The organism is Novosphingobium sp. HR1a (genome assembly GCF_015594425.1).
In the GTDB taxonomy this organism is placed as follows: domain Bacteria; phylum Pseudomonadota; class Alphaproteobacteria; order Sphingomonadales; family Sphingomonadaceae; genus Novosphingobium; species Novosphingobium resinovorum_A.
In genome coordinates this window covers 82,979-103,783 of record NZ_JABXWS010000092.1, presented here as the reverse complement: position 1 = coordinate 103,783, position 20,805 = coordinate 82,979, and the positions used below count along the sequence as shown (strand labels likewise).

General features: G+C 64.9%; 14 protein-coding genes. 3 read left to right on the top strand and 11 right to left on the bottom strand.

The features are described 5' to 3' along the window. Positions 1-6 precede the first annotated feature (6 nt). From HWN72_RS24800 to HWN72_RS24770, 7 genes are all read right to left on the bottom strand, one after another. Positions 7-2,517: a TonB-dependent receptor gene (locus HWN72_RS24800; RefSeq protein WP_211151631.1), complete on the bottom strand. Its 2,511-nt coding sequence runs from the start codon at positions 2,515-2,517 to the stop codon at positions 7-9. A gap of 379 nt (positions 2,518-2,896) precedes the next feature. Beyond that, positions 2,897-3,742 (bottom strand): ThuA domain-containing protein, encoded by an 846-nt coding sequence (locus HWN72_RS24795; protein WP_211151630.1) that lies wholly within the window; start codon positions 3,740-3,742, stop codon positions 2,897-2,899. Next, a complete protein-coding gene (locus HWN72_RS24790; protein WP_211151629.1) occupies positions 3,739-4,998 on the bottom strand; it encodes a cytochrome P450 in 1,260 nt (419 codons plus the stop codon). The genes HWN72_RS24795 and HWN72_RS24790 overlap by 4 nt, the downstream gene beginning before the upstream one ends. 78 nt (positions 4,999-5,076) lie before the next feature. Then, positions 5,077-7,203 carry a PQQ-dependent dehydrogenase, methanol/ethanol family gene (locus HWN72_RS24785; RefSeq protein WP_211151628.1) on the bottom strand — a complete coding sequence of 709 codons (2,127 nt, stop codon included), beginning with the start codon at positions 7,201-7,203 and terminating at the stop codon, positions 5,077-5,079. Positions 7,204-7,205: 2 nt separating this feature from the next. Further along, the gene (locus HWN72_RS24780; protein ID WP_211151627.1) at positions 7,206-8,699 is read right to left on the bottom strand and encodes an aldehyde dehydrogenase family protein; all 1,494 of its coding nucleotides are present in this window, start codon (positions 8,697-8,699) and stop codon (positions 7,206-7,208) included. Between the two features lie 26 nt (positions 8,700-8,725). Next, positions 8,726-11,107: a TonB-dependent receptor gene (locus tag HWN72_RS24775; protein WP_008830233.1), complete on the bottom strand. Its 2,382-nt coding sequence runs from the start codon at positions 11,105-11,107 to the stop codon at positions 8,726-8,728. 379 nt (positions 11,108-11,486) lie between these two features. Then, positions 11,487-12,143 (bottom strand): TetR/AcrR family transcriptional regulator, encoded by a 657-nt coding sequence (locus tag HWN72_RS24770; protein ID WP_211151626.1) that lies wholly within the window; start codon positions 12,141-12,143, stop codon positions 11,487-11,489. 290 nt (positions 12,144-12,433) lie between these two features. Here HWN72_RS24770 and HWN72_RS24765 point away from each other — a divergent pair, with 290 nt between their 5' ends. Next, a complete protein-coding gene (locus tag HWN72_RS24765) occupies positions 12,434-13,252 on the top strand; it encodes an SDR family NAD(P)-dependent oxidoreductase (RefSeq protein WP_211151625.1) in 819 nt (272 codons plus the stop codon). Next, positions 13,249-14,379, top strand: a complete 1,131-nt coding sequence (locus tag HWN72_RS24760; protein WP_211151624.1) for a 12-oxophytodienoate reductase — start codon at positions 13,249-13,251, stop codon at positions 14,377-14,379. Before HWN72_RS24765 ends, HWN72_RS24760 begins: the two co-directional genes overlap by 4 nt. A gap of 75 nt (positions 14,380-14,454) precedes the next feature. On the opposite strand, the gene HWN72_RS24755 is transcribed toward HWN72_RS24760, so the two are convergent. The 4 genes from HWN72_RS24755 to HWN72_RS24740 form a co-directional block, all read right to left on the bottom strand. Beyond that, positions 14,455-15,792: an anti-phage deoxyguanosine triphosphatase gene (locus HWN72_RS24755; protein WP_036528525.1), complete on the bottom strand. Its 1,338-nt coding sequence runs from the start codon at positions 15,790-15,792 to the stop codon at positions 14,455-14,457. A 38-nt stretch (positions 15,793-15,830) separates the two neighbouring features. Further along, the gene (locus HWN72_RS24750) at positions 15,831-17,132 is read right to left on the bottom strand and encodes an Hsp70 family protein (RefSeq protein WP_211151623.1); all 1,302 of its coding nucleotides are present in this window, start codon (positions 17,130-17,132) and stop codon (positions 15,831-15,833) included. Between the two features lie 97 nt (positions 17,133-17,229). After that, positions 17,230-17,832, bottom strand: coding sequence for a nuclear transport factor 2 family protein (locus HWN72_RS24745; protein WP_211151622.1), 603 nt, complete (start codon positions 17,830-17,832; stop codon positions 17,230-17,232). Further along, entirely contained in the window at positions 17,829-18,407 is a 579-nt protein-coding gene (locus HWN72_RS24740) for a nuclear transport factor 2 family protein (protein ID WP_036528519.1), read from the bottom strand. Before HWN72_RS24740 ends, HWN72_RS24745 begins: the two co-directional genes overlap by 4 nt. Positions 18,408-18,640: 233 nt before the next feature. Between HWN72_RS24740 and HWN72_RS24735 the strand changes: the two genes are divergently transcribed. Then, positions 18,641-20,728, top strand: a complete 2,088-nt coding sequence (locus HWN72_RS24735; RefSeq protein WP_211151621.1) for a TonB-dependent receptor — start codon at positions 18,641-18,643, stop codon at positions 20,726-20,728. The last annotated feature ends 77 nt before the right edge of the window (positions 20,729-20,805 follow it).

Genomic DNA, 20,805 nt, shown 5'->3' with positions numbered 1-20,805 from the left:
CGCCGCTCAGGGCATGCGCCAGGTCAGCTGCAGCGCGATCGTGCGCGGCATGGCGCCGAACCCGGCCTGGTCGGCGATGCGGTTGGCGTTGGTCCCGGTGCCGAGCCCCGAGCCGGAGGCGTCGGTGACGCCGGTGACGACGAAGCGGTTGGTCAGGTTCTTGCCCAGCAGCGCCAGTTCCCAACGCTCGTCGGCGGTGCGGATGTGGATCTGCGCGTCGAGGTTGATGTACGATCCCTGGCGCGACAGCGGCGAGCCGAAGGCCGAGGTCAGATAGCTGGAGCTGTAGCGGCTATCGACCCCAAACCCGGCGGTCAGCCCGTCGCTGATGTCGGTGTCGTACTTCATCCCCAGCGTCGCGGTCCAGCGCGGCGCGGCGAAAGTGGACACGCCGTCGAGGTTCTGGCCCGGCGTGCCCGGCCGCGACGGAGTCGTGCCGGTCGCGGGCACCGGCGGCACCAGCAGGCCGGGCGTGCAGCCGTTCGCCAGCGACTGGCCGCCGTAGCACGGCGCGATGCCGTCCCCGTAATTCGCCTTGTTGTAGTTGATCGATCCGTTCAGCCCGAACCCGCGAAGACCGCGCGGCGCATAGTCGAACTCCACCTCGACGCCGCGCGTGCGTGCCGAACCGGCGTTGACCGAGTTGTAGCTGAGCGCCGCCGAGTCCAGATAGGTCACCTGAAGGTCGGTGTACTTGAAGGTATAGAGGCTGACGTTGAAGCGCAGCTGGCGGTCGAACAGCATCGTCTTGATGCCTGCCTCGAAGCCCTTGCCCTTCTCCGGATCGAAGGTGAAGAAGTCCGCCTCGGTGCGCGGCGTCAGGATCGAGCTGTTGGAGAAGCCGCCCGACTTGTAGGCCGTCTTGAAGGCACCGTAGACGTTGATGTCCGGCGTCACCTTCCACGCTACCGTCGCTTCGGGCGACCAGTTGGTGAACGTCTGGTTGGCCGCGAGGCGCCGGGTCACGTCGTAGTTGACGCCCGCGAAGCGCGGATTGGCGTAAGGCTGGAAGAACGTGCTGTCCTTGGTCTCGTGGATGTAGCGCACGCCGCCGGTCACCTCGATCTCGGGGATGACCTTCCAGATCAGCTGGCCGTAGCCCGACAGGGTTTCGCCGTCGGTCGTCGATTCCTTGGCATACTGGACGTAGCGATAGCCCTCGGGCGCGGCGCTGTTCTCGGCATTGGCGTTGATGACGACCTGGTCGAAGGTGCGCTTCGTGTTCTGGTAATAGCCACCGACGAGGAAGTTGAGCGGGCCGTCGAACTGCGAAAGCACGCGCAATTCCTGGCTGAACGCCTTCCACCGGCTGACTTCGCCGCCCCAGATGTTGACCGTGGGCGACGACTGGTAATCGATGTCCGCGGTCCAGTGGTTGCGGTTGAAATTGTAGTTGGTGACCGAGGTTACCGCGAGGTCGCCTAGCTGGTAGTCGATGTTGCCGGTGACGCCCCACGAACGGTAGTCGTTGAAGTTGTGGTCCTTCACCAGCGCGGTCTGGTCCGCGATGTCCTTGGGCAGATCGTTCATGCGGTTGTAGAAGCCGGGCGTGCAGGCGACGCCGGGCGTCGTCGTGCTGGTGCCGCCGTCGCAGGCGAACACGTTGTAGTTCCACGCGCCGCCGTAAGTCCTGTTCCAGCCGTAGTTGGCCTTGACCGTGGCGGTCAGGTCATCGGTGGGCTCCCAGCGCAGGGTGCCGCGGACCAGGATGTCGCGCTCGCGCGGGCCGGCCTTGCTGGGCAGGGCGGTGTGCGCGGTGTTGGGGGCCACCGTGGTTGCGGTCGGCGTGTCGCGGGTGTTGTAGGTGATCGGCCCGGCGCGGTTGTCGAACAGCGATCCGAAGTCCTTCGATCCGCGTACGGCAAGGCGGAAGCCCGCCGTATCGCCGATCGGGCCGGAGACGAAGCCTTCGGCGTAGACCTTCTGCGCGTTGAATTCGTAGCCGGTGCGCATCTGCGCCGTGAAGTGGTCGGTCGGGTTGGCGGTGGTGATCGAGATCACGCCTGCCGTCGCGTTCTTGCCGAAGAACAGCGATTGGGGGCCTTTGAGGATTTCCATCGAGGCGAGGTCGAAGAACCCCTCGTTGATGGTGCGGCCCTGGCCGTAGTAGACGCCGTCGACGATGACCGCGACCGACTGCTCGACGCCGATCGACAGCGAGTTGGAGCCGATGCCGCGCAAGGTCAGCTGCGCGCCGGAGCCCGAGACATTGCGCCCGATCACCAGCTGCGGCGTGGCGGCGGCGATGCGTTCCAGGCTGGTGAGGTCGCGGCGCGCGATATCCTGCGCCGAGATGACGGTGACGGCCACCGGCACCTCCTGCGCCGATTCCGCACGGCGGCGGGCGGTGACGACGATATCGTTCATCGCGGCGGGCGCGGTCTCGCTCTGAGGCGCTGAAGCATCCTGTGCGGCGTTTTGGGCGGTATCCTGCGCTAGCGCGGTCTGTGCCCCGCCGGTGATGCACAGCAGTGCGGTGCCCGCCAGCAAGGCGCCACGGCACGACTTTTGGTTCATCGATTCGATCATTTCAGGTTCCCCTCGACCATGCTTGTTTTCGCGTTTGCGCGTGGTTCGAGCCGCAGTTGTATCGTTAAATTTGGTGCGACGGACTTAACTTATCGTGGTTTTAAATTAAGGCAACTGCCTTTTTAAATCACGCGAATTTTGCAGCAGATGCGGGTTTTGGTGCCTGCGATAGAGGCTGTCCAAGCGCGGCTTACGTGCTCGCGGGATGCCACTAGGGCGGCGTTAGGGTATCGCTAGGTGCCGTTAAGTACCGTTTGGGTGCCTCTCCTCAGCCGCCGTCATTACGAGCGTAGCGAAGCCATCCAGGGCCGTTTGCACCGCTCCGGATGGCTTCGCGACGCTCGCAACGGCGAGGTGGTTTTTCCGGTCAGGTCGTGTGTTGGGCCGAGCGTTGCCGCGCCCATTCGCGTGCCTCGTCGCTCGCCACCCACCGCACCGCATTGCTGACCAGTTGCCGGTAATGCGGGTTCTCGTAAGTCTGCGCGCTGTCCCCGGGCTGGATATAGACGAGCGGCGAATTTCCCGCCGGCTTTGCCCATGCCAGCAGCGGATTGAGCGGCGCGGGACGCCACGGTTCCCCTTCGCCGTCACCAAGCCGCTGGACGGCGCGGCGCGCCGAATGAAACCGCTCGGGCGCCACTTCGTCGTCGAGGTAGAGCAGGGGGTGGATCGCCGGATCGTTGAAGACCTGCTGGAGGTACAACTCGTCGACAAGATCGATCCGCCCCGACAATCCGGCCGTGACCGGGTGCTTCGGATCGGCGATCCTCGCGGCATAGGCCACGTCGCCGAGGTAGCCGGAATCGGCACGCGGCGCGCCGTCGATCACGGCATCGCGATAGAGGAACTGCCCCCCGATCGCCTCGGCATAGCGCGGCCAGGCGGGCCACCCGGCAATGGCGTGATGGAGCACGACCATGCCTTTGCCTTCGGCCATAAGTTCCTCGAAACCCTGTGTAAAATGCGCAGGGGGTGCGATGAATCCGGGCCGCTCTGCCGCTGGGGCGCGAAAGTCCAGACCCGGCATGTCGTAGAACAACAGCGCGTCGTAGCGCCGCATCTGCTCGGGATTGAGCAGTACGGCGGCGGCGGGCTGGTCCACGAAAGTCGGCTCGCAGCCGATGGCGCGCAGCATCGCCTCCAGGCCATCGCGCGAGAAGGCATGGCCCTTCACGACGACGAACAGTTCGATGCGGTCTTGCTTGCGGGTCATCGGCGCGCGCGGAACCGGATCGGCAGTTCGCGCAAGGGCAGCGTCAGGAAGTTGGCGCGGTGGATCGGCTCGGTCAGCGGGCGCGCCAGTTCGATGTCGCCCAGCCGTTCGAGGATGGCGGTGATGCCGATGGCGATCTCCTGCCGCGCCAGCACGGCGCCGACGCAGAAGTGCGTGCCCGCGCCGAACGCCAGGTGGGTGCCGGCGTTGCTGCGCTCCATGTCGAACATGTGCGGGCAGGCGAACTTGGCGGCATCGCGGTTGGCGGCGCCGTAGCGGACGATCACCACCGAGTCCTTCGGGATCACCGTGCCGCTCAGTTCCACGTCGCGCGTGGTGCGGCGGCGCAGGCCCTGCGTGGGGCTCTCGAAGCGGATGACTTCCTCGACGAAGTTCTTGATCCGCTTGGGATCTTCGCGCAGCCGCGCCATCTGGTCGGGGTGGTTGAGCAATTGCATCATGGCGTGCCCGATGGCGGTCATCGTCGATTCGAAACCGCCGCCGATGAGCTGGCTCATCACGCTCTGCAGCTCCGCCATCGACAACGGTTCCTCGGTATCCGCATGGGCGGTGGCGAGCGCGGAAATCCAGTCCCCCGTCGGCCGCGCCCGGCGCTCCTCGAACAGCGCGGCAAGGTGGTGCTGCGCCTCCAGTTCGATGTCGGCGTTGCGCAGCAATTGCTCCTCGCTCATCACGTAGGATGCCGGGGCGAGCATGGCATCGGCCCACTTCTTGAACGTCGTGACCTGATCGGAAGGCAGGCCCATCTCCTCGGCGAGAATCGTGCCGGGCAGCAACATCGCGTATTCGCTGATGAATTCGCACTCACCACGCGCCGCGAAGGTGTCGATCAGGCCATGCGCGACCTCCTCGATGTGCGGCGTCATCTCCCGCACGCGCCCGACGGTGAACACACGGTCCACCAGCTTGCGGTAGCGCCCATGGTCCGGCGCATCGGTGCGTTGCAGGGTGGAAATATGCGGCCAGCCCTTGCTCTCCATATAGGCGCGCAGCCTTTCGGCATTCTCCGGTCCTTGCAACGAAGCGCGGTCCACCTTGTTGGAAAACGTCACCGGATCGGTCAGCACGGCCCGCAGATCGGCATAGCGCGAGACGATATAGAACCCCGTCTCCGGCATCCGGTAGATCCCCGGCGCGTCCTGCATCGCCTCGTACATCGCAAAGGGATCGCTCTGCGTCATCGGATCAAGCAGGCTGAATCCCTCAAGCCGCTCCGCCGCGCCAAGATCGGCCATCAGAATCTCTCCAAATTATCGTTTTTGCGATATTAGATCATATGCCTTAAAAATAAAGAGCAAATGATCCGGGTGCCTTCACGGTTCTCCCTTGGCTTTCGCTGAACTGGCGCGGCCGTTGATGTAGGCGCGGATCGCTTCCGCATCCGTAGGCGTCAGGTACTGGCGGAACGAGACCATGCCCTGATCCGCGAGCACACCGTCGATCACGACCTGGCGGAACACGCCCGCATCGGCGATGGCGCCGGACCGTCGCAAGTCGGGAAGCACGCCCGAGGACAGCCCTTCCGAGCCGTGACATACCGCGCAAGTGCTGCCGAACAGGCTCGCCCCGCTAGCCACCTGCTGCGGCGCGAAGCGTTCGGCTGAAGGGGCGAAGGGCGCAGGAGGCGCCTTGTCTCGGGCAGGCAGGCGGGCATTGCCATCGATCCGGAAAGCGAGGATGCGTCCCGGAAGGCGCTGCTGAGGCGCCGCGTAGCTCGGCATGGCAAGGTTGTAGGCACCCCCCTTGCCGGACATGACGGCGACATACTGCCTGCCGTTGACCGCGTAGGACACCGGCCCCGCCATGATCGGTTGCTGCGCGTCGAACTGCCACCGCTGCTCGCCGCTCCGTGCGTCGTAGGCGTGGAACAGGCCCTCGGCGTCGCCCTGGAACACGAGGTCGCCGCCCGTCGCCAGCACGCCGCCGTTCCATGGCCCCTTGTAAGGCACACGCCACATTTCCTTGCGTGCAACCGGGTCCCAGGCGATCAGGCGGCCCTCGAAGGACTGAAGCATCGCCTCGATCGCGGCCTTTTCCTGCGGCAGCTTGCCTGGTTCCGCGAGGCCCATGTTGAGCAGGCCGGGGCGATACTTGAACGCGCCGTCAGGAGTGTAGATCGAGGGAATCTGCTGCGCCGGAATGTAGACGAGACCTGTCCTGGGCGAGAACGCCATCGGATGCCAGTTGTGCGCCCCCCATGGCCCTGAGGTGGCGATGAAGCTGCCGGATTTGTCATATCGGGCCTTGGGATCGATCACCGGACGGCCGGTCTTCAGGTCCACGCGATCGGCCCAGTTCACCGGCACGAACTTGTCGGCGGAGAGCGGCTTTCCGGTCTCTCGGTCGATCACGTAGAAGAAGCCGTTCTTCGGAGCGTGGAGGATCACCTTGCGCGCGCGACCGCCGATGGTGAGGTCTGCGAGCGTCATCTGCTGGGTGGAAGTGAAGTCCCATTGATCCCCCGGCGTCTCCTGATAGTGCCAGAGGTAGCGCCCGGTATCGGGATCGAGGGCTAGGATGGAGCCGATGAACAGGTTGTCGCCCTTGCCGGCGGAGCGGATGCCCCGGTTCCACGGCCCGCCATTGCCGACCCCGACGTAAAGGCGGTTCATCTTCTCGTCGTAGACGATCGAGTCCCAAGCCGTACCGCCGCCGCCGATCTTCCACCAATCTCCCGCCCAGGTCGGCAGGGCGAGGCGTTCGAGCGCGTCGTCGGAGGCAGCGCCGTCCTTCTCGCCCGGCTTGCCCGGCACGGTGTAGAAACGCCACGCGAGGCGGCCGGTCTTCTCGTCGTAGGCGGAGATATAGCCGCGCATGCCCTGGTCCGCGCCGCCGAAGCCGATGAAGACCTTGCCGCGCGCCACGCGCGGCGCCCCGGAGATCGCCATGGGCTTCTTCGGATCGGTCGTCTGCACGCGCCAGAGCTGCCTGCCGGTCTTCGCGTCGAGCGCGATCAGGCGGCCGTCGACGGTGCCGAAGAACAGGCGCCCGTCGCTATATGCAGCGCCGCGATTGACCACGTCGCAGCAGGCGTGGATCGCAGTGGTGCCGGGGACTTTTGGGTCGAACTCCCAAAGCTGCCTGCCCGTTTCGGCATCAAGGGCAACCACCTTGCTCCATGCCGTCGTCGCATACATCACGCCGTCGACCACCAGCGGAGTGCCTTCCTGCCCCCGGAAGGTGTCGAGGTCGGCGTACCACGCAAGGCCGAGCTTGCCCGCATTCACTCCGTCGATCTGGGCCAGGGGAGAAAAGCGCGTTTCGTCATACGTGCGCCCGTGGCTCAGCCAGTTGGCGTCCTCAGCCTTGGAGGCGGCCGCCGGCAGGCGCGCGTCGCTCTTGTTCACGTCCTCGCGCTCGGCCCGGCAGGATGCCAACGCGAGGGCACACAAGACCAGTGCGCCGACGTTGCGGCGCGATGCTGCGATCCCGATCGTCACGTTCAACCCTTGAGATAGACGAAGACCGACTTCGCTTCCTGATAGGCACGGATGCCGTCTTCGGCGTTCTCGCGGCCCCAGCCGGATTCCTTGTAGCCGCCGAATGGCATCGCCGGGTGCATCATGCCGTAGCCGTTGATCCACACGTTGCCTGCCTGCAGCCGCGCGGCAGTGAGGTGAGCCTTGTTGACGTCCGTGGTGTAGATACCGGCACCGAGGCCGTAACGGGTGTCGTTCGCGGCGCGCACCAGATCGTCGATGTCGTCCACCGGCGTCGCGACAAGGACCGGGCCGAAGATCTCCTCGCGCACGATGCGCATATCGGCATTGACGTTGGCGAACACGGTGGGCTCGATGTAGTAGCCCTGGCTGTCCACCGCGCTGCCGCCGGTGACGACTTCGGCGCCTTCCTGAACGCCGGTCTCCAGATAGCGCGAGACCTTGTCGCGCTGGCCTTCGGAGATCAGCGGGCCGATGGCGTTGGCGGGGTCGAAGCCGTGACCGATCCTGAGGCCCTTGGCGAAATCGGAAATGCCTGCGACGACCTTGTCATAGGACTTCTTCTGCACGAACAGGCGCGATCCCGCGAAGCAAACCTGCCCGGTATTGGCGAAGATGCCCATCGCGGCGCCGGGGATGGTCACTTCGGGATCGGCGTCGTCGAAAACGATGACCGGCGACTTGCCGCCCAGCTCCAGCGTCACGCGCTTGAGCGTCTCGGCAGCGGACTGGACGATCTTCTTGCCGGTCGCGGTCGAGCCGGTGAAGCTGATCTTGTCGACCTCCGGATGATCCACCAGAGCTTGCCCGGCGGTGGCGCCGAAACCCGGGACGATGTTGACCACACCTGCCGGAATGCCCGCTTCGACCATGAGGTTGGCGGCATAAAGCGCGGACAGCGGGGTCAGTTCGGCGGGCTTGACCACGACCGAGCAACCCGCCGCCAGCGCGGGCGAGAGCTTGATCATCATCACCCCGATCGGCCCGTTCCACGGGATGATCGTGCCCACCACGCCCACCGGCTCGACGCTGGTGTAGGCGTGCATTTTCAGCGTGTCGCTGGCGATCGCAGGGGAGGCGTTTCGGCCTCCCAGCTTGGTGATCATTCCCGCGTAGTACTTGAGGCCCTGAACCACGCTGCCGACCATCCATTCGGCGAAGGCGATGGGCATGCCGTTGTCGATCACCTCGATCTCGGCGATGGTGCGTGCATCCCGCTCGAACAGTTCGGCGAGCTTCCACATAATGTTGGCGCGCTTTTCGGGCGGCAGTCCGTGCCAGCGGCGTTCGTCGAAGGCGCGGCGCGCGGCCTGCACGGCGCGGTCGATGTCCTGCGCCTCACCTTCCGCCACATGGGCGACGACCTCGCCCGTTGCCGGGTTGCGCACTTCGAAGGTCTTGCCGGAAGCGGCGTCATGCCACTCGTTGTCGATGAACAGGCGGTGCTGCCCGCGCACATGGGCAAGGACGGTTTCGTTGGGGTCGTGGAGTGCCATGACTGTTCTCCCGTAAGTCTTTGGGTTTAAAAGCGGACCGTGCCCTGCAGCAGCACTTCACGCGGGCGGCCGATACTGACCCACACGGCGTCCGGCGTGCCGAAGGGCTTCTCGGCGCCCGCGACGCCGTAGTATTTGTCGGTCAGGTTGCGGCCGATGAGCGCCAGTTCCCAGCTGTCGTCGGCGGCGTGGAGGCGGGCGGTGGCGTTGAGCGTCGCGAAGCCCTTCTGGTATCCGACGGGGTTCTGGTTCTCGAGCAGCCAGTATCCGCTGGTGTAGCGTGCGTCTGCCATCAGTCCGAGGCCCAGCGCATCGCCAAGCGGCAGGTCGTAAGCCACGCCGCCGGTCAGGTTCCACGACGGCGCGCGGACGAGGTGCGTGCCCGAAAGGTCCTGGATGGTCCCGTCGCAGCCTTGCGCGGCAGTCTGGCCCGCGTAGCAGGGGGCGGCATCGAAGTTCAGATACTTCGCGTCGTTGTAGCCCACTGCGCCCCGCAGGGTGAAGTCGGGCGTCACCGCGAAAGAGGCGTCGGCCTCCACACCGCTGGTCCGCGCCGAGGCGGCGTTGCGGATGGTGAACGAAGGCGGCGAGGGGTTGAACGAGGTGAGTTGCAGGCCCTTGAAGGTATAGCGATAGGCGGTGAGGTTCAGCAGCAGGCGGCGACCCAGCAGTTCGCCCTTGAATCCGACCTCGCCGCCGTTCGCCTTCTCCGGCGCGAAGTCGAGGTCGGCGACGGTCTGCCCGGCCGACAGGATCGAGGGGTTGGAGAAGCCGCCCGACTTGTAGCCGGTCTTGTAGGCGCCGTAGAGCGTCGTGTTCGGGCTTGGCCGCCAAGTCAGTGTGGCTTCGGGCGAAATCTGCTCGTCGGCGAAGCGGCCGCTGGTGAACACGCCTTCGGTGGCGGTGATGCCCAGCGGGACGAAGTTCTGGTTCACGAAGCCGTTGCCCTGCGTGGTGCGCTTCGTCTCGCGCGTCCAGCGGGCGCCGCCAGCCAGTTCGACGGTATCAGTCACGTCCCAGATGAGCTGGGCGAAGGCAGAATAGGTCTTGCCCTTGTTGAAGGTCAGGAACTGCCAGTTGTTGTACTGGCCGTTGCGCGGATCCGGCCCGACGTTGGCGAGCATCCCGTTGCCGCGCGTGTCCCGCTTGGAGCTTTCGAAGAACACGCCGGCCGCGAAGTTGAGTGCACCGTCGAAGCTGGAATTGACGCGCAGTTCTTGCGTGAAGGCCTGTGAGGCGTCCTTGTTCGCCCCCCACACCACGGGCGAGGAATCGAACGAGAAATTGTCGAAGGTGTCGTTCGAGTAGCGCCAAAAGCCCGTGACCGAGGCGAAGGCCAGGGTATCGGTACGGTAATTCATCGTCAGCGAGCTGAGCACCGATTCGTACTTGGTGCGCGGCACGCCGCCGTTGGACTTGGGATAGCCTGCGGCGATTTCCGGGTTCATCGCGCCCAGCGTGCGCTTGCCGTTCAGTTTGCAGTCGCTGTACGGGTCCTGCACGTAAGTGCCGCTCAACACGTCGAGCGTGCGTGAATTGCCGTTGCAGAGCAGTTCCGTGCCGGCGGTCTCGCCGTTGTCGCGCATACGGTCGCCGAACAGCTTGAACGTGGCGTCGAAGTCGTTGGTCGGCTTCCATTCGAGGGTCAGGCGGCCAAGCACCTCTCGAGTGCCGGGATCGCGGCCATGCGCTGCGCCGACACCGGGGAAGTCGGGCGCGCTTGGCACGGCGAGCGGTCCCGCCACGTTCCTGATGTAGCCATCCATCTTGCTGCCGCGTGCGGCAATGCGGAAGCCCAGGGTGTCGGTGATGGGGCCGGAGATGCCGCCTTCGACGAAGCGCTCGCGTGCCCGGAACTCGTAGCCCGCACGGCCATAGCCTTCGAGCGTCGGCGTCGCGCCCTTGGTGCGGAGCGAGACGACGCCGCCTGGGCTGTTCTTGCCGAAGAACAACGCCTGAGGCCCTTTCAGCACTTCGACCTGCTGGATGTCGAAGAAGCTCTGGGCGACGAGGCGGCCACGGCTGATCTGGATGCCGTCGATGTTGAGCGAGACGGTCTGGTCGATGCCCGCATCGAGCGCCGAGGAGCCAAGGCCGCGGATCGTGAAGCTGGCGCCGGCGCCGCCGCCGCCGGTCTTGGCGAGGATGACTTGCGGGATCATCTGGCCGATCTTCTGCAGGTCGGTCGCACCGCTGCGCTCCAGCTGCACCGCGCTCACCGCCGAGATGGCGACGGGCACGTCGAGAAGCGTCTCCTCGCGGCGACGGGCGGTGACGATGATGTCGCCTTCTGCGGCGATCTTCGATCCGCCTTGCTCCTGCGCGACCGCTTCAGTCGGCGCCGTGGCGGCAATGCCCAGCACCAGCGGCAGGGCGCAACTCCATTTCCAATCGTGACCTCGGTTCATCCGGTCTCTCCCCCAGTTTCCTCTTTCCCTGCCAGACGCGGCTGTTTTCCTGCGCTGTGCGACGCTCGCCTTGCGTGTCGTCGCAATCCGGTGCGGTGACTGGATGCGGGCTGAAGGTAGGGGGCGAAGAAAGTTCAGATCAACGCTGCATTTAAAGGGCGATCCGATGAGTTCGATTTTTTAACGAATATATATAATTATTTATTGAAATGATTTTGATTATGTTGAAAATAATTCACGTCTTTATCGATAGTATCAAAATGAAATGTTAATATCCGTGAAAATAATCGATAAAACAGATGTTTTTTTCGTGCATATGAGGGAGAATTTATCGTTGCACGGTTCATATTTCTTTGGTGATAACTGATATCGGTAATTTTTAGGCCGGAACGCCGAGCAGGGCGAACTGCTCTTCAAGAAATCGCTTTTGCCGCCGGGGCGACCAGCTGCGCGGTTCGAACAGAGCCTGCGTGGCTACTCCGACAAGCAGCGTGATGATCTGGCGGCTCGCCTTTCGGGCGCGGTCCCTTGCCATTCCGTGCTCTCGATGCAGCAGTTCGGCGAAGTCGCGCGCGGCGATCCTGACCTGTTCGCGTTCTTCGCGTGCCAGTTCGTCGTCGGTGCACGCGACGTGATACTGGGCGAGGTAGATGTGCCAGTCTTCCCGGCTTTCGCGATCGATCGGCATCTGCGCCAGCGCGCAGGCGAGGGGGCTCCCGCCGCTGCTTTCGTAGGCGCGGCGGATGCGGGCCTGCGTTCGCAGGATGGTGGTCCGATAGACCGCGATCCACAGTTCGCGGCGATCGGCGAAGTGATGGTTGATGGTCGTGGTGCTGCAATTCATAGCACTGGCCAGACGGCGCAATGAAAGGCCTTCCAGCCCGGAGTCGCAGACGAGGCGGATCGCCGCCTCGGCGATCTCCTGGCGCATCACCGCACGCTCCGCGCGTGAGGGTTCCGGCCGATGAATGACCCACGCGGGGAGCGAGGCATTCCAGACGGTCAAAGGGTCACGGGGATCAATCGTCAAAGACATGGCCGTTCAGCTTCCTCGCCCAGAGTCAGTGGCCGTTCTTGTGCGGCCTTGATCGACCGGTCGAAGGTTTTCCCTCGTCCCGGCAGTGATGAAGTTCATGGTTCTGTCGAAATAAGCAAGGGGGATTAATGATAGGTCGCGATAAAGCGTTTCAAGGTATCTTCGGGGTGCGATCAGAGCCGGAATATGGCCGAACTTGGTACTCCTTTCGAAAAATTCAATAAGTCGATTGCCTTAATTAAATGAGATGAATAAGCTCGTTTCAGGAGAAGGATACAAGGAGACGGATTGTGCGCAGGCTCGAAGGGCGCGTGGCGATCGTGACGGGAGGGGCGTCCGGTATCGGCCTCGCATGCGTAAACCGGCTGACTGAGGAGGGCGCGCTCGTCGTCTCGACCGACTTGCAGCTTCCAACCGGGGGCGACCATATCGCCGCGCTGCATCTGGTCCATGACGTCAGGACGGAAGACCAATGGATTGATGTTGTCGGGACTACGATCCAGCGCTTCGGGCGGCTCGATATCCTCGTCAATAATGCCGGCATAACCAGCGCCGAGCCGATCGAGGACGTTTCTCTGGAAAACTGGGAGAACATCCTGGCGGTGAACCTCACGGGGACGATGCTGGGATGCAAGCATGCCATCCGGGCCATGCGCGAGAATCCCGGTGGACCGCGCGGATCGATCGTCAACATATCGTCGATGGCGGGATTTGTCGGGTTGGCGCAGTCGGCCGGATATAACGCCACGAAGGGCGGAGTCAGGCTGCTGACGAAGTCGGTCGCGGTACGCTGTGCCGGCGAATATCGCAACATCCGCTGCAATTCCCTGCATCCCGGCGCCATCGACACGCCGATCCATGAGCGGCGCCTCTCGTCCGCCCCGGACCGGGACGTGGCGCGCGCGGCAATGGATGCGTTGCAGCCCGTCGGCAGGATGGGGACCGCCGAGGAAATGGCCGCCTGCGTTGCCTTCCTTGCGAGCGATGACGCGAGTTTCGTGACCGGCATCGAACTCGTCGCCGATGGCGGATGGCTGGCGGACGGCGGGACGACGCGTCTGCCGCCCACCGTGACGACCACTCGCACGGCTGACGGGGCCGCGACATGAGCGCCGTCGACGTCCTGTTCTCGCCCGGTCGCATCGGCGGTCTGGAGATTCCCAACCGAATCGCGATGGCGCCGATGACGCGCGAGTTTTCGCACGGAGGCGTTCCCGGTCCTGACGTTGCGGCATACTATGCGCGCCGGGCCGCAGGCGGGTGCGGCCTGATCATCACGGAGGGCATGGCGGTCAATGCGGCCGGAGCGCATGACGGACCCATCCCGCTTTTCTATCAGCCGCAGACGCTCGCCGCCTGCCGCGCGATCGTCGATGGTGTCCACCGCGCCGGTGCGCGCATCATGCCGCAGCTTTGGCACGTCGGCGTTCAGGATTCTCCGACCGAGGTGAACCCGCAGACCGTGAAGCAGCGCCCGCCCCGTGTCGGTCCTTCGGGCCTGCTGGGAACCGGAGAGGTCGGCGGCGAAGTCCTTGATGAGCGAGGCATCGCCGATACCATCGCCGATTTTGCGCGTGCGGCGCAGGCAGCGCGGGAAATCGGTTTCGACGGCATCGAGATTCACGGCGCGCATGGCTACCTGCCGGATCAGTTCCTCTGGTCTCGCACCAACCGGCGCCGTGATGGATACGGCGGCGATGCACGGGAGCGAACGCGTTTCGTGGTAGAACTGATCCGTGCTTGCAAGGCCGCTGCCGGGCCTGACTTCCCTATCGTGCTGCGCATGTCGCAATGGAAGAGTTTCGATTACGCGGCGCGGCTTGCTGAAACACCGTTGCAGCTCGAGGCCATTTTCCTGCCGATCGCCGAAGCGGGAGTCGACGCCTTCCACTGTTCGACCCGGCGCTTCTGGGAGCCTGCGTTTGCCGAAAGCGACCTGACTTTGGCGGGCTGGATGCGCAAGATCACCGGATCGCCGACGATTGCCGTTGGCTCGGTCACGCTGGAAAACGACTTCAAGCATGACCGGAGCGAGGCGACCGGCGGCATAGCCGAAAGCGCGCCGAGGACGCGCGATGTTGAGGCGGTCGCATCCTTCATCGAGCGAGGAGAGTTCGACATGATCGCGGTCGGTCGGGCCATGATCGCCAACCCCGACTGGGCGGCGCTGGTACGCAGCCGCGAAACGCACAAGCTGCGCTCGTTTCGGCGTGAGCAATTGGCGGCGCTGGATTGAGCAACTGCCCGGAGATATGTGGCCTGTCGGGCTCGACGATATCACGGTCGCTTGCGCGGATGCGTGCAATCACGCCTAGAGCCGGTCGAACACCGATCCCATGCGCGGACTGAACAGGCGCTCGTAGGTCTTGAGCAGGTGCGTGTCCGTCATCGCCGCGACATGATCGCAGATGACGCGTGCATCGCCTCCCGCAGCATCCAGACGGCCGAGTGCATCGCGTGGTAGCAGCCGGGCCGGATCGGCGCTCAGCGCCTCGAACACGGCGACGACCATGGCCTGTCCCTTGAATTCGAGCTGCTGCACTTCGGGGCTGGTGATCACCTCGCGCACCACGAAGTTCTGCAGGGCATCGAGAAACGCGCGGCGCGGCCCCTTCAGTGCCACGCGCCAGCGCAGCAGCGGTTCGCGGAAACCCTTGACCTCGAGGTATTGTGCGCCGGTCAGGAAATGGTGCACAAGGCGGCTGATATAGCGCTTGCGCGTATTCGCGTCGCCGAACAGGTCATCGACCATGCGCGAGAATACGTCGTTTTCGCTTTCGCCCGGGTATTTCGCCTTGAGAGCGTCGAGGAACGAGGCGCACTTGCCGTCGATCGCGGCGGCAAAGGCGTCCTTGGTGACCAGGCCGATCGAGATCGCATCCTCGAGGTCGTGGACCCCATAGGCGATGTCGTCGGCGACATCCATGATCGTGCAATCGAGCGACTTGTGAAGGGTGCGCGCATGCTTGCCTTCGGGGCGTTCCAGCGCCTGGAACTTGTCCCGATCGGAGGCGGAAACGGGTGCGAGGATCCAGTCGACGACGTCCTGTTCGCTGTCGAAATGGCACTTGGGCGGCTTGCACGAACGCGCGTCGAGAACCCGGATGGTGGTGGTTCCGGCGAGCAGCGAGGGAACGAGCGCCGGATTGCGGGCCGCCGACCATGCCACCGGATACTTGAGCACGCCCAGCATCGTGCGTCGGCACAAGTTGGCGCCAGCGTTGGCGGAGAAGGATTCGAGCCGCGCGAGAATGCGCAGGGTCTGCCCGTTGCCCTCGAAGCCGCCCGCATCGCGCATGCAGTAGTTGAGCGCTACCTCGCCGCCGTGGCCGAACGGGGGGTGGCCGAAATCGTGGGTGCAGCCGATCGCATGGATCAGGCTGCGGTCGGGCAGGAGGCCGGTGGCGACGTGGTCAGGGAAGGACTTGGCCAGTTGCCGTGCAAGCCCCCCGGCGATCTGCGCGACCTCGAGCGAATGGGTCAGGCGGGTCCGGTAGAAGTCGCTGTCCCCGAGGTTGAGGATCTGCGTCTTGCCCTGCAGCCGCCGGAACGAGGCGGAGTGAATGACCCGCGCATAGTCGATATCGCCATCTTCCCGGGCGTCTTCGGCCTGCGGGTTCCAGTTCTCGCGTCGGGCGTGCCAGCTCATGGGCAAGCTATTCCAGCTGGGGCAGGGATCGGCAAGGGTTATGCCGTCCACGCGGAAGGATCGTCCTCCCTCGCGACGAGGGCGAGGCCGTGGGCGATCGAGGTCAGTTCCCCGCCCGACATCAGCTTGCCCTCGCCGAACCGGCTGGAGAACACCGACCGCACAGCCGGAACCAGCGAAGTGCCGCCGGTCAGAAACACGCGGTCGATGTCGCTCTCGCCCAAGCCTGCCGTTTCGAGAGCCTGATCCACCGCCCCGGCCATCCGCGCGACGTCTTCGGCGATCCAGTCCCCGAACTCGGCACGGGTGACGCTGGCCTGCACTTCCACGCCTGCGCCGGAGAACCGGAATTCGGCGCGGTCCTCGCTGGACAGAGCGCGCTTGAGGCGCCCAACAGCATCGTAGAGGGGAAAGCCGAGTTCGTTCTCGATCATCGCGATCATCCGCCCGATCGCCTGCGGGTCAACCGCGCTGCGGCGCAGGCGATCGAGTTCGTCCAGCGTGCGCCGGTTGCGCATCAGCGCCAGCTTGGACCAGTCGGCGAAGTCGGCGAAGTAACCGCCGGGAATGTCCAGCACCTTGTCGAACGAGCGATACTGCCCGCCCTTGCCCAGTTGCGGCAGGACGAGCCGATCGACGATGCGCTGGTCGAAACGGTCGCCCGCGATGCCGACACCCGCATGGCCCAGCGGCACGCAGCGCTGGGCGGCGCCGGGCTCGCGGACCTGCACGACCGAGAAGTCGCTGGTGCCGCCGCCGAAGTCGGCGACCAGCAGGGTGGCGGCATGGTCCAGTCGCGAGGCATAGCTGAACGCGGCGGCAAGCGGTTCGTAGACGTAGTGGATTTCGCTAGCGAAGCCTCCGAACATCGCGTCGTAGCGCTGCCGGGCCAGCCCCTCGTCGGCGCGCGCACCGGCGTAATGGACGGGACGCCCGATGACCGCACGATCGAGCCGGTCGAGTTCGCCGCCGGCGTGGGCAGCGAACTTCTGCAGGAACATACGGCCGAGGTCCTCGAACCGGTAGCGCTTGGTGAAGACCGAAGCGCTGTCGAACGCGGGACTGGCGGCGACCGACTTGAAGGACTGCAGGAAGCGGCTGTCGCTGGGGTATTCGAGGTATTCGTGGATGGCGTGCGGCCCCGCCTCCACCGCGAGCCCGCCGGGCACGCCTTCCTCCTGCCAGAAGCACAAGGCGGAGCGGAACACCTCGCCGCTGCCCTCGGGGCCGTCCAGCGCGACGAGGCGCGGCTGCGGCTCGGCATCGAGGGAAAGGGCGGCGACGCTGTTGGTGGTGCCGAAATCGATGCCCGCGCCAATGCGCTTGCGAGCGAGGTTCATGGTCGTTGCATGGCCCGATGATGGGAGAGGGACGCGGCTCACGCTCGTGCCCTCGCCCGCAGGGCAGCGTCAAGGGCCTGCCGCCGCGCCGGACGAATTAATCTGCCGCGAACCCGGTGTTGGCGTAGACCGGGTCGTCCATGCCCCATTCGCCGATGGGCCTCAGGCTGGCATGCATCCCTTCGTCGCAGATTTCGTTCGAAGGCCGGGGGTCGTTCCAGTCGGTGACGACCTGCCGGCGCAGGATGCGCCACTCTCCCTCGCGACGCTCGAGGCGGTCGAAATAGCGGCCGGCCATTACGAACATCGCGTTGTCCGGGTCCAGTCCATGACCGCCAAGGTGGCCGAAGTAGCGACTGCCGAGCAGCGCCTCGACCATCCCCGCCCGGACCCGACAGGCCGAGTACAGGTAGCTCTCGGCAACGGCGAAATCGCCCGACACCTCGATGTGGATGTTGAGCAGGCAATGCGTGCCCATGGCGAAATACTGCGTGATCTCGCCGATGATGAAAGGCACGAACTCGCTGGCACGGCCGACATAGATGCCGTGGATGTCCTCGCCATCGGGCCAGTACACGGTCTCCATGAGGGCAAGATCGGCGCGCTCGAGGGCACGGCAGTAGCGCGTCAGAACGGCTTCCACGTCGCGCGCCGCGACGAGTTCGGCAAGCCGTTCGCGGGCGGAGAGGGCGGGGCTCACGGGCGGTTGGCCCAGACCGGGTCGCCCGGGCCGCGTTCGCCGAGGGGGCGCAGGGTGGCGAACATGCCCTGATCAAGAATCTCGTTGGAGGGGTGGTTGTCGTTCCAGTCCATCACGACCTTGCGGTGCAGGATGCGCCATTCTCCCGCGCGCCGCTCGAACTGGTCGAGATAGCGCCCACCGAAGTAGAAGGTGTGGTGCGCCGGATCGAGACCTTGCCCCGCGAACATTCGCATGTAGCGCGAACCGAAGATTTCCTGCGCCTTGCTTTCCCGTACCTTGTGATAGGCGAAGAGATAGGTTTCGGTCGCGGCGCGGTCACCCGCGATCTCCATGTGCACGTTCATGAGGCCGTGCATGGTGACCTCGAACCACTCCTGGATTTCGCGCACGATGAAGTCCGCGAAGTCGGCCGCATTGCCGTCGAAGACGCCGTGGCTGTCGGTGCCGTCGGGCCAATAGACGCTGCGCATGAGGTCCACGTCGCAGCGGTCCAGTGCGCGGGAATAGCGGGTGAGAACGGCATAAATGTCGCGTCGCGCGACGAGATCCTCAATCTCGGCATCGGTGACCATAGGGCCTCTCCTATAGTGGTCGGCAGCATGCTTTGGACGCCGATCCATGTGGTCGAGGATAAGGTTTCGATAAAATAAAACAATCGTGATTGTTTATATAATTGCATGGCCGGCAACCAAGGCCCGGCGGAATGTAAGCCCGATCTTAACCATAGATTATGGAATATCGCCTAGTCGCGCCTCTGGATGGGAGGCCGCTTGTGCGTGTCTCGGGACTCAGGGGGAAGATTTCTATGGTTCGTATGGTCAGTCACGTTGCGCTGGTCTGTGCGGCTGTCATGAGCACGCCGGTCATGGCGCAAGAGCAGGCTCCCGGTGCGGCGGATGCCGATGGCGACATCATCGTCACCGCCCGCAAGCGCGAGGAACGCGCGGTCGATGTGCCAATCGCGGTCACCGCGGTCAGCGGCGCGGCGCTGGAGAAGCGCGGCGCGGCCAATCTGGCGGACTTCCTGCAGGAAGCACCCGGTGTCGGCATCTATGACGGTGGTTCGGCGCTGGGCACCAAGATCACGATCCGCGGCATCTCGACCTCGCTGGGTGCCAACGAGAACGGATACTACCTCGATGACCTGCCGTTCACCGGCGTCACCGTGCCGCTCAGCCCGGACGTGCGCGCCTGGGATCTCGACCGCGTCGAAATCCTGCGCGGGCCGCAGGGGACGCTGTTTGGCGAGGGTTCGATGGGCGGCACCGTGCGCATCCTGACGCGCGGCGCTGACCTCGACCAGTGGGAAGCCAAGGGTCTGGGTATGGTCTCGGACACGCGCGGAGGCGGCACCAACGGGGGGGCTAAGGGTGCCTTCAATGCACCTATCGTGCCCGGAGTGCTCGCCGTTCGCGTCGCAGGCACCCATGAACGCTACCAGGGCTGGGTGGACAACAGCAGCACCGGCGCAACCAACGTCAACGACCAGACTTACGACACCTTCCGTGCGAGGCTGCGCTTCGATCCCGTCGACCGCCTGTCGATCACTGGCAGCTACTGGTGGTCGAAGTCCGACTTTCCGGCGGGCGGATCGAGCGCGCGCGACGACGACCAGCAGACGCGCGGCACGGTGCCCTACAGCAAGAGCCGGATGGAGCTTTATGGCGCCACCGCCCGTTATGATCTCGGCGGGGCGGAGCTGTTCTACTCCTACACGCACAGCGACTTCGGGGTGCCGCAGAGCGGCATGTCCTCGATCGGCAGCATCGAGACGAACATCGACATCGCACTCGACGCTCACGAACTGCGCCTTGCCTCGACCGGCGACGGCCCGCTCAAGTGGACCGTGGGCGCCTATGCGCGCGATTCCCAGCGCAACGACACCGTCAAGTTCCCCGCACGCGGCATCGACAACGACGCGCAGATCAACTCGCGCGCCCGCGCCCTGTTCGGCGAGGCGACTTACACGCTGCCTGGCGTGCCCGTCGATCTGACCGCCGGCCTGCGCTACTTCGAGGACCGACTGCGCGGCTTCGAGGCGAATTCCGGCGTCGTTACCGACCAGCCGGGTGACACCTACAAGTCGTGGAACCCGCGTTTCTCGGTGGCTTGGCATCCGGTGGAGAACACCACGATCTATGCCAGCGCCGCCAAGGGCTTCCGCTCGGGCCAGTTGCAGCCGACGGTGCCGCTGATCCTCGGTCCGATCTACGGCGTCGAACTGCCCGCGGCACTGAGCCAGGATTCGATCTGGACCTATGAAGTGGGCGCCAAGGCCGAACTGTGGGAGCGCAAGCTCTCGATTGAGGCTGCGGTATTCTACAGCGACTGGAAGGACGTGGCGGTCCGCATCCCGATCCCGGGAACGTCCTTCAACGGACTGGTCAATTCCAACGGCACCCACACCAAGGGCGCCGAACTGAGCCTCGTCGCGCAGCCGGTCTCGGGCCTGACGCTCTCGGCGGGCGGCGCCTACGTCGATGCCGAGTACACCGATGCCGTTGCCGGTACGGCGATCGTCAAGGGCTCGGCCGTGGACGACGTCGCGAAGTTCACCGCCAACGCCTCGATCGACTATGCGGCTGCGATCACCGACACCGTGCAGGCGTTCGGCCGGGTGGGCTGGCAGCACAGCTCGCCGCGCCGCAATTCGTCCTACGCCGCGTTCCTGCCGGGCGACACGATCGACCGCGTGGACGCGCGGATCGGCGTCGACTTCGCGCAGTTGACCATCGCCCTGTTCGCCGACAACCTGACCGACGAGAACGGCGCCACCAGCTTCCGCCAGGTGCAGCAGATCGGGCCCACGAGCTTCGACATCACCTCCAACCGCCTGCGTCCGCGCACGCTGGGCGTGGAAGCCAGCTTCCGCTTCGGCGCCCCGGCGCGCTGACCCCTACCCGCCTCGCCGCGAGCCCATCGCGGCGGGGCGCCCTTGCGATGCTCGCGCGCGGCGATATATGGTTCATA

Coding starts and splice junctions, on each gene's coding strand:
- HWN72_RS24755 (WP_036528525.1), bottom strand. CDS start 15,792: ATGAGCTGGCACGCCCGACGCGAGAACTGGAACCCGCAGGCCGAAGAC.
- HWN72_RS24795 (WP_211151630.1), bottom strand. CDS start 3,742: ATGACCCGCAAGCAAGACCGCATCGAACTGTTCGTCGTCGTGAAGGGC.
- HWN72_RS24740 (WP_036528519.1), bottom strand. CDS start 18,407: ATGGTCACCGATGCCGAGATTGAGGATCTCGTCGCGCGACGCGACATT.
- HWN72_RS24750 (WP_211151623.1), bottom strand. CDS start 17,132: ATGAACCTCGCTCGCAAGCGCATTGGCGCGGGCATCGATTTCGGCACC.
- HWN72_RS24760 (WP_211151624.1), top strand. CDS start 13,249: ATGAGCGCCGTCGACGTCCTGTTCTCGCCCGGTCGCATCGGCGGTCTG.
- HWN72_RS24775 (WP_008830233.1), bottom strand. CDS start 11,107: ATGAACCGAGGTCACGATTGGAAATGGAGTTGCGCCCTGCCGCTGGTG.
- HWN72_RS24735 (WP_211151621.1), top strand. CDS start 18,641: ATGGTTCGTATGGTCAGTCACGTTGCGCTGGTCTGTGCGGCTGTCATG.
- HWN72_RS24770 (WP_211151626.1), bottom strand. CDS start 12,143: ATGTCTTTGACGATTGATCCCCGTGACCCTTTGACCGTCTGGAATGCC.
- HWN72_RS24800 (WP_211151631.1), bottom strand. CDS start 2,517: ATGAACCAAAAGTCGTGCCGTGGCGCCTTGCTGGCGGGCACCGCACTG.
- HWN72_RS24780 (WP_211151627.1), bottom strand. CDS start 8,699: ATGGCACTCCACGACCCCAACGAAACCGTCCTTGCCCATGTGCGCGGG.
- HWN72_RS24790 (WP_211151629.1), bottom strand. CDS start 4,998: ATGGCCGATCTTGGCGCGGCGGAGCGGCTTGAGGGATTCAGCCTGCTT.